At 69.1% G+C, this 8,774-nt stretch carries 4 protein-coding genes and 1 pseudogene; 2 read left to right on the top strand and 3 right to left on the bottom strand.

The genetic code is table 11. The annotated features are described in order from the left end of the window. The 3 genes from HUV06_RS12580 to HUV06_RS12570 all read right to left on the bottom strand — a co-directional run. A partial coding sequence (locus HUV06_RS12580) for an AAA family ATPase (protein ID WP_174301607.1) occupies positions 1 to 300 on the bottom strand: 300 nt, incomplete at its 3' end. A gap of 137 nt (positions 301 to 437) precedes the next feature. After that, the gene (gene uvrC / locus HUV06_RS12575; protein ID WP_174301606.1) at positions 438 to 2,477 is read right to left on the bottom strand and encodes an excinuclease ABC subunit UvrC; all 2,040 of its coding nucleotides are present in this window, start codon (positions 2,475 to 2,477) and stop codon (positions 438 to 440) included. Positions 2,478 to 2,509: 32 nt separating this feature from the next. Continuing rightward, positions 2,510 to 4,222, bottom strand: coding sequence for a hypothetical protein (locus tag HUV06_RS12570; protein WP_174301605.1), 1,713 nt, complete (start codon positions 4,220 to 4,222; stop codon positions 2,510 to 2,512). Positions 4,223 to 4,446: 224 nt separating this feature from the next. On the opposite strand from HUV06_RS12570, the gene HUV06_RS12565 reads away from it, so the two are divergent. Together HUV06_RS12565 and HUV06_RS12560 are read left to right on the top strand one after the other, a co-directional pair. Beyond that, positions 4,447 to 7,845 (top strand): glycosyltransferase, encoded by a 3,399-nt coding sequence (locus HUV06_RS12565; protein WP_174301604.1) that lies wholly within the window; start codon positions 4,447 to 4,449, stop codon positions 7,843 to 7,845. Positions 7,846 to 7,941: 96 nt separating this feature from the next. Next, positions 7,942 to 8,774: pseudogene (locus HUV06_RS12560) on the top strand (hypothetical protein); the annotation flags it as partial.

Here is an 8,774-nt window from a genome sequence, read left to right as displayed (position 1 = left end):
TTGTAGGCTCTGTCCCGTATATGTTGGTGTGTCTATAGATACGTAGAGAATCCGCTTAGGGTTCGTGCCATCCCTTATAAGTTGCTGAATAAGATGCTGCGTCATGACGGTCTTGCCGACGCGTCTTGGACCTAGTAGTATAACTGCCCTATTGATTTCTTTCGTAGATACGAGTTGATGGAACGGCTTGAAATAAGCTCGTCGTGCCATGTCAGCGAAGCGCTTAGGAATATTGCGGGTGGACCACCACGGGTTTTCCGTAGTGACGCTTCGGACAATCTCATCAAGTGGTATCAGCATGATTGCATTCTAAGCCAAGTTGGCTTTGTCTAACAAGGGCAAACCCGCAAGGCTTTGAAAGGACACAGTTAAATCCTGACTTTTAGTAACGAGGCTGTTGGCGGTTGGTGAGAGTCGAGGTGCTCGTCTGGCCCACCTCACCCCGCCTTGTGGAAGAACCCGTAGATCCTCCCCGCCAGCGCCTCGTTCACCCCCTCCACCTTGGCCAGGTCCGCCGCCGAGGCCCGGCTCACCCCTCGCGCCGAGCCGAAGGCGTGGAGCAGGGCGCGCTTCCTGCCCGGGCCGACGCCTTCGATCTCGTCCAGGGGGTTCCTGGCCATGTCGAGCTTGCGCTTGATGCGGTGGGTTCCGATGGCGAAGCGGTGGGCTTCGTCGCGCAGGCGCTGGAGGTAGTAGAGGATCGGGCTCTTGGGCTCGAACATGAAGGGCGCGGGGGCGCCCGGCACGAAGAAGCGCTCCAGCCCGGCGTCGCGGTCCGGGCCCTTGGCGACGCCGACGCAGGGGATGTCGTGCAGGCCGAGGTCGCGGAGGATCGTCAGCGCCGCGTCGAGCTGGCCGGCGCCGCCGTCCACCAGCACCAGGTCGGGGCGCGGCGGGGTCTCGCCGGTCTCCTCCTCCTTCACCAGGCGGCCGAAGCGGCGGCGCATCACCTCGCGCATCATGCCGAAGTCGTCGCCGGGGGTGAGGTCGGTCCCGCGGATGTTGAACTTGCGGTAGCTGGACTTGGCGAACCCGTCGGGCCCCGCCACGATCATGGCGCCCACCGCATTGGTCCCCATGATGTGGGAGTTGTCGTAGACCTCGATCCGGTCCGGCGACCCGTCGAGCTTGAACGCCTCGGCGACGCCCGAGAGCAGCCTGGCCTGGGCGGAGCCCTCGGCCATGCGGCGGCCGAGCGCCTCGCGGGCGTTGGTCAGGGCGTGGGCGACCAGCTCGCGCTTCTCGCCCCGGCGGGGGGTGGCGATCTCGACCCTGTGGCCGGACTTGACGCAGAAGGCCTCGGCCAGGAGCACGCGGTTGGGGGCCTCGTGGGAGAGCAGGACCAGGCGCGGGACCAGCTTGTCCTCGTAGAACTGGCCGAGGAAGGCGTCCATGATCGCCCCGCACTCGTCGGCGGGCGGCGTGTCGGTCATAAGTGGGGGATGGGTGGGGTTTTCCCCGGCATGAACCGGCGCCTCAGTCGGCGAAAATTCGGTCGCGGGCGCATCCTCCACGAGGCTTTCCACCTCCGAAACCATGGTGTTTACGCGCGGAAAGTAGGCGCGGTTGCCCCAGTTCTGGCCCGCCCGGAAGAAGAAGACCTGCACGCAGGCCTGGCCGCCCTCCACGTGCAGGGCGAAGACGTCGGCCTCCTCCACCGTCTCGGGGTTGATCGACTGCTCCATGGAGATGGCGCTGAGCGCGCGGATGCGGTCCCTGAGCTTGGCGGCGCGCTCGAACTCCATATCTTCGGCGGCTTGGGTCATGTCCTGGGAGAGGCGCTGAAGCACAGAGCGTGACTTGCCGCAGAGGAACTGGTGCGCCTCGTCGGCCAGTTTGGCGTAGTCGTCTTGGGAGATCAGGCCAGTGCAAGGCGCCGAGCACCGCTTGATCTGGTGCAGCATGCAGGGGCGGGTGCGGCTGTCATAGACGCTGTCCGAACAGGAGCGCAGCAGGAAGGCCTTCTGCAGGATGTTCACCGTCCGGTTCACCGCCCAGGTGCTGGCGAAGGGGCCGAAATAGTCCCCCTTGATGGTGTGCGCCCCCCGATGCTTCCGCACCTGCGGCGCCGGGTGGTCCCGCCTGAGCAGGATCTCCGCGAAGCTCTTGTCGTCGCGCAGCACCACGTTGAAGCGGGGCTTCAACCTTTTGATAAGGTTGGACTCCAGCAGCAGCGCCTGGGCCTCGGTCTCGGTGGTGATGAACTCCATCGAGCGGGTCAGGGCCACCATGTGGCCGATCCGCTGGGAGTGGAAGCGCCCCTGAGCGTAGTGGCCGACCCGCTTCTTCAGCGAGCGCGCCTTGCCGACGTAGAGCACCTCGGCTTCCGCGCCGATCATGCGGTAGACCCCCGGCGCGTCGGGCAGGCGCTTAACCTCGTCCTGGATCAGGGCGAGGCCGGTCAGGCCGCTTGGCTGGGGCTCGGCCGTGTCGGAGGGCGGGTCGAAGGTGGCGGGGGGCGCGAGGACGTCGCTCATCGGGCCTCATATAGGCCGATGCGGCGTGCAGGTCAGCGGGCGGCGGGGCGCCGGGCGGCGTGCAGCAGCAGGGCGGCGGCGGGGATCAGCCACAGCACCCGCGCCTCGTAGCGGGCGAAGGGGCCGGAGAGGACGCCGCACACCGCCGCGTTCAGGGCCACGGCGAGGACCATGAGGACCACCGTGGCCCGGGTGCGGAGGGTGGACTCGCGCCATTCCACTCGGTCTGCAGTCGCCTCATCCTGAGCTTGTCGAAGGACAAGGCTTCCACCGGGCGCGCCGCGGCCTCGTCCTTCGACAGGCTCAGGATGAGGCCGAAGGTGAGGGCGACGCCTGCTTCTTACGGCTTCCTGCCCCAACATGGCCCCGAGCCAGCCCAGCGCCAGCAGCGCCACGCCCGCATCGATCTCCGACATCAGTACGGCGGGCACGTGCAGGATGCAGGCGCCGACCTCCGGATCGCACGGCTTGTCCCGCAGCAAGAGGGGCTTGAGCGTGGTGGTCTTCCAGTATTCGTCGCTGAGGTAGTAGGCGGGGTCGCGCAGGGGCTCGTCATAGCCGACGGTCACCAGCTGCGTTCCCCAGTTCCGGAACGCAGCACTGACTTCGCCCAGCGGGTCATAGGCCAGGGCGTGCAGGACGAAGCCGCGCTCCTCGTGCTCCAGCCGGACCCGGGCGTGATAGTCGGCGCTGTTGAAGATGCCCTTGGCTGGGTCGTCGGACCACAGGATCTCCTCGGTGTCGGCCAGGGGGGCGTTGCGGACGGCGCACAGAGTCAGCTTCTCGCCGTCTCCAAAGGGCCTGAGCGCACAGGCATGGCGCAGGTAGGCGCGGCCGGGTCCGTCGGCCAGCACGCGGGCGGTGAGGAAGGGCGGCCGGCCGAGCTCGTCGCCCGTGCGCAGCTTGATCGCCACGGCGTAGGCTTCGCTGGCCAGGATGGCGACCATCGCGGCTGCCAGCACCATCCCGCCCCGCGCGGCCAGCACCCGCCAAGGCGCCCGCCGCCAGGCCAGCCAGCCCAGGGACAGGACAGCCAGGCCCAGGGAGGTCAGCAGGTTGGAGCCGTGGAAGTTGACGCAGGCCGCTAGCAGCAGCCACAGCACGGCCTTGCCCCAGACGCCGAACCGGTCTGCGTATAGGGTGACCAGCAGGGTCGCCGCCACCGAGAAGCCGGCGAACAGGTCCGGCATGGCGAAGCCGGTGAACACCGGCAGGCTCGACCCCGCCGCCAAGACGGCCATGGTGACGAGGTACGAACGGGTCTGCGCGCCGGGCGCTACGACGCGCCAAAGCGCATAGACGATCCCGGCCGCCAGCGCCGCCTGGGCCGCCGCCAGCAGCCACAGGGTGCCGATCCGCTCGCAGGCGTAGACGAACAGGCCGTAATAGACCGAGCGGGCGCCGTTCTGGTTGTGGACCGGCTCCTCGTCCTGGTCGCCGGGGTCGTGCAGGCGATCGTCCACCTCCGCCGGGTTGATGGGCGGCCTGCCCTGGGTGATCCAGAGGGTGGCGGCCTTCACCACGTCCTTGCCCTGGGAGAAGTAGTCGTCGGTGTCGGTGAACACGGTTGGCCGGCCGATCAGCAGCGTCACCGCCATCAGCATCGCGGCCCCGAGCGCGACCGGACCGCCTACCCTCGTACTCCAGCCCGTCAGCCGCGGATCGATTGCTGGCGCACGGGCCGGAGGGGCCTGAGCCGGTGCGGCATCGAGGCGGCGGTGCAGGATCGCGTCGGGCCAGGACATGGGCGGGACGGTAGAACTCCAAAGACTTGCCGGACGAAAAGCACGGACGGGGGCGGAGAGGAAATAGGACGGCCTGCGCCGATTTGACTCAGACGTACAACATGCTGATCTCCCATGCCTATTCCTAGCCGAAGCCCAGCCTACAAAGACGTAAGCTGTGTCCCTGTATTGCTGTGGTGTTGCAGGGCCACTCCACGCCCGCCACTCTCGCACCGGACGCCGCCATGGCCTCTCTCGTCTTCCACGATCCGTCCGGACGGCGCGGCCGGCGCGCCGGGCTGGCGCTCGGCCTTATGCTGGCGGGGGTGTTCGCCATCCTTTCGGCCTTCGTGGCGACGCTAGCCATCGCGCCGCAGATCCCCTCGCTGGCGTTCCACAACCCCCATGTCATCACTTCGCTGAGCGTGGCGGGGGCCCCTGGACGCTCGCACGCGGTTTGGACTCGGGTTCCACGTCCCACCGGCCCGCTCGGCTCGCGCGCCAAGCCGCTGAACATCGGCTTCTACGTCAGCTGGGACGAGATGAGCCGCGAGTCCCTGGCCGACCACGTCAACCAGCTCGACATCGTCGCGCCCCAGTGGGTGCTGCTGAAGGATGCCGCCGGGGACGTGGACGTGACCGCCGATCCCCGGGCCGACAAGCTGATCGCCTCGGCCACGCACCGTCCGGCGGTCATGCCGCTGGTCTACAACGCCTCCGACAAGCTCTGGGACGGCAGGACCGCCGACGCGGTGCTGACCAGCCCCGCCGCCCGCGCGCACCTGATTTCCAGCCTGGCCGACCTGGCCGCCAAGCGGGGCTACGCCGGCTACATGTTCGACCTGGAGAACATGTCGGCCAAAGGGCTGGCCGCCTATCCGGGCTTCATCGCGCAGGCCAACGCCGCCTTCAACAGGTCCGGCCGCGAGGTCTGGGTCACCGCGCCCTTCGACGACAGCGCCTGGCCGGTGAAGGCGCTGGGCCGAGCCGCCGACACCTTGGTGCTGATGGCCTATGACGAGCACTACTGGACCGGCGAGGCGGGTCCCGCCGCCAGCCAGGGCTGGTACGAGAAGAACCTGGCGCGCACCTTCAAGGGCCTGAACCCCGACCACACCGTCGTGGCGCTAGGCGCCTTCGGCTATGATTGGTCCAAGGGCGGCAAGGCCGACGGGGTCACCTTCCACGAGGCGACGCTGGCCGCCCACGACAGCGAAGCCAAGATCAGCTTCGATCCCTCAGCCCTGAACCCCACCTTCAGCTACGCCGACGAGGCGGGGGTGGCCCACACCGTCTGGTTTCTGGACGCCGCCACCCTCTACAACCAGGTCAAGGTCGCCGACGCCTGGCGGCCCCGCGGCTATGCGCTGTGGCGCATGGGCTCTGAGGACCCGGGCGTGTGGAAGGTGCTCGGGCAGCCCTACGGCGCGGCCCGAACCGCGCCGCTGCAGCAGATGGCGCCTTCGCCGGACGTGGACTTCAACGGCACCGGCGAAATCCTGAACCCCACCGCCACGCCGACGCCGGGCTTCCGCACCCTCACCACCGACGCGCACAGCGGGCTGATCACCGGCGAGCGCTTCGACAAGATCCCCACCGCCTACGTGGTGCAGCGGCTCGGCGCCCACCCTGGCGACGTGGCCCTGACCTTCGACGACGGACCCGACCCGCACTGGACGGCCAAGATCCTCGACATCCTTAAGGCCAAGCACGCACCGGCCACCTTTTTCGTCATCGGCGAGAACATGGAGGCCTATCCGGACCTGGTGAAGCGCGAGGTCGCCCAGGGCGAGCTGGTGGGCAGCCATACCTACACCCACCCCAACATCGCCGAGATCTCGCCCGGCGAGATGGGGCTGCAGCTCAACCTCACCCAGCGGCTGTTCCAGGTGATCACCGGGCGCACCATGCGCTTCTTCCGCCCGCCCTATCTCGGCGACGCCTCGCCCTCCACCCCGCGCGAGGTGGCGCCGCTGCTGAAGGCGCGCGACCTCGGCTACCTGTCAGTGGGCCTGCGCATCGACCCGGACGACTGGAAGCGGCCGGACGCCAAGCTCATCGTGCAGCGGACCCTGGACCGGCTGCAGGACGCCAACCCCGAGACCGGCGGCCAGGTCGTGCTGCTGCACGATTCCGGCGGCGACCGCTCGCGCACCATCGCGGCGCTTCCCACGCTCATCGATGAGCTGCGGGCGCGCGGCTACCACCTGACCACGGTGTCGGACCTGGCCGGCATCAGTCCGGCCCAGGCCATGCCTCCGACGCGCACCGAGAAGGGCCAGCTGCTGATCGACCGGGCCGCCTTCACCATCGTGCGCGACTTCGACCGCGGCATCAGCACCCTGTTCATCACCGCCATCGCGCTAGGTCTAGGCCGGCTGGTGTTCCTAGCCGTGTTCGCTGTGCTGCACCGGGTGCGGAACACCCGCCAGCTCGCGCACGCCGCCGAGGCCGCCCACACCGAGGGCGCGGCCCTGGTCAGCGTGCTGATCCCCTGCTTCAACGAGGAGAGCGTGGTGGCCGCCTCGGTCCAGCGCATCCTGAACTCCAGCTGGAAGCGGCTTGAGGTGCTGGTGCTGGACGACGGCTCCACCGACGGCACCGCCGCCGCGGTAGAGGCGGCATTCGGGTGCGACCCGCGCGTGCAACTGCTGCGCTTCTCCAACGGCGGCAAGGCGCGGGCGCTGAACCGCGGCCTGCAGCTGGTGAAGGGGGAGATCGTGGTGGCCCTGGACGCCGATACCCAATTCCCCACCGACACCATTGGCCGGCTGGCCCGCTGGTTCGACGATCCACAAGTCGGCGCGGTGGCCGGCAACGCCCTGGTCGGCAACCGCGTCAACCTGATCACCCGCTGGCAGGCGCTGGAATACGTCACCGCCCAGAACCTGGAGCGGCGGGCCTTGTCCGCCTTGGGCGTGATCACGGTGGTTCCCGGCGCGGTGGGGGCTTGGCGGCGCACTGCCATCGAAGCCCTGGGCGGCTTCCCCTCCGACACCCTGGCGGAGGACCAGGACCTGACTCTGGCCGTGCAGCGCGCCGGCTGGAAGGTGGCGTTCGATACCGAGGCGCGGGCCTATACCGAGGCGCCCCAGACCCTGCGCGGTCTGCTCAAGCAGCGCTTCCGCTGGTCCTTCGGCACACTTCAGTGTGTGTGGAAGCACCGGGCCGGCCTGTTCAATCCCAAGCAGCCGGTGCTGGGCTTTGTGGCCTTGCCGCAGGTCTGGATGTTCCAGATCGCCCTGGCCCTGGTGGCGCCCCTGGTCGACCTCGCTGTGGTGTTCAGCCTGGTGCTGGCGCTGAGGGACTTCCTCATGCACCCCACCGAGTGGAACCACCAGCTGCTCAGCCAGACCCTGCTCTATTGGGGCGCCTTCGTGCTGGTGGACCTGTCGGCCGCCGCGCTCGGCATGGCCTTTGAACGGGATGCGCCCTGGGGCAGCCTCGGCTGGCTGCCGGCCCAGCGCTTCGGGTATCGCCAGCTGATGTACCACGTCGTGGTCAAGGCGGTGATCACCGCGGTGCATGGGCCCGAGGTCGGCTGGAACAAGCTGGAGCGCCGCGCCACGGTCGCCATCGGGGTCGCGCCTCGTCGCCGCCGCGCCGCGCCCGTGCTGGAGCCAGCGGACAGCTTGGCCGCCTGACCCTCCAGGCGCACCGCCGGCGATGGCGCAAGACTTGATGTGAACGCTCCGCAAGGCGGCCCGAGACCGGGCGGCGTCCCAATTCGGAGCAGTTTCATGTTGGCGCGGAACGCAGCGGCGCTCGCCGCGGGACTTGGCGGCCTCTTCGTCGCCTCCACAGCCATGGCCCAGTGCGCTCCCGGCGGCTGCAGCGCGTGGACCCCGGCTTCGCCGGCCTATGCCGTCGCGCCTCAGCGCGGCTACGCGCCCGATCGTTACGGCCCCCGGCTTGGCGAGGGCGCGGCGCCCGGCTACGGGCCGGCGAACCGCTATGGCGAGGGATACGGCTATGCGGGCGGGCCTCCTCCTGCATACGGCTACGGGCGCTACTATGGCGCCGGAGGCCCTTGCGATGTCTGCGCGCCGCCTCAGCCGTACCCGGTGGCCGAGGCGCCCGAGATCGAGGCCCCCGGCATCGGTGCAGGCTTCTATTCCGGCGACTCCGCGGGCGGCGTAGTCTCGGGCGAGGACTTCGGCGGCGGCGGCGGGGGCGGCGGCTCCTCGGGGCTCGGCGCGTTCGAGCAGGGCTTCGGCAACAGCTCGGCCTTCGCCTCCGCCAACGCCGCGGCCTTCTCTTCCGCGGCGGCGCAGGCCTACGTCAACGCCTCCATCCAGGCCCATGCGAACGCCTATGCGGACGCCGCGGCTAAGGCTTCCGCTTCGGCGAGCGCCACCGCGACCAGCACCTCCTCCTCGTCCAGCCAATCCAACAACTGGGGCAATCAGGGCGGCAAGCCGTGCTGCCAGGGCGGCTCGTGGGGAAACCAGGGCGGCAAGTCCTGGGGCGGTGGGTCATGGAGCGGCGGCGCCGGCGGCGGCGTAGGCGGCTGGGGCGGCCATGGCGCTCACGGCGGCGGCGGAGCGACCTGGAGCGGCGGCGGCAGCGGAGG

The organism is Caulobacter sp. S45 (assembly GCF_903642205.1).
Classification (GTDB): domain Bacteria; phylum Pseudomonadota; class Alphaproteobacteria; order Caulobacterales; family Caulobacteraceae; genus CAHJWH01.
Note: the sequence above shows the minus strand (reverse complement) of the source record. Positions and strands in the feature narration are given on the sequence as shown.

Excerpts from the sequence above, each read along its gene's own strand:
- HUV06_RS12565 (WP_174301604.1), top strand. The coding sequence starts at position 4,447 with ATGGCCTCTCTCGTCTTCCACGATCCGTCCGGACGGCGCGGCCGGCGC.
- HUV06_RS12570 (WP_174301605.1), bottom strand. The coding sequence starts at position 4,222 with ATGTCCTGGCCCGACGCGATCCTGCACCGCCGCCTCGATGCCGCACCG.
- uvrC (WP_174301606.1), bottom strand. The coding sequence starts at position 2,477 with ATGAGCGACGTCCTCGCGCCCCCCGCCACCTTCGACCCGCCCTCCGAC.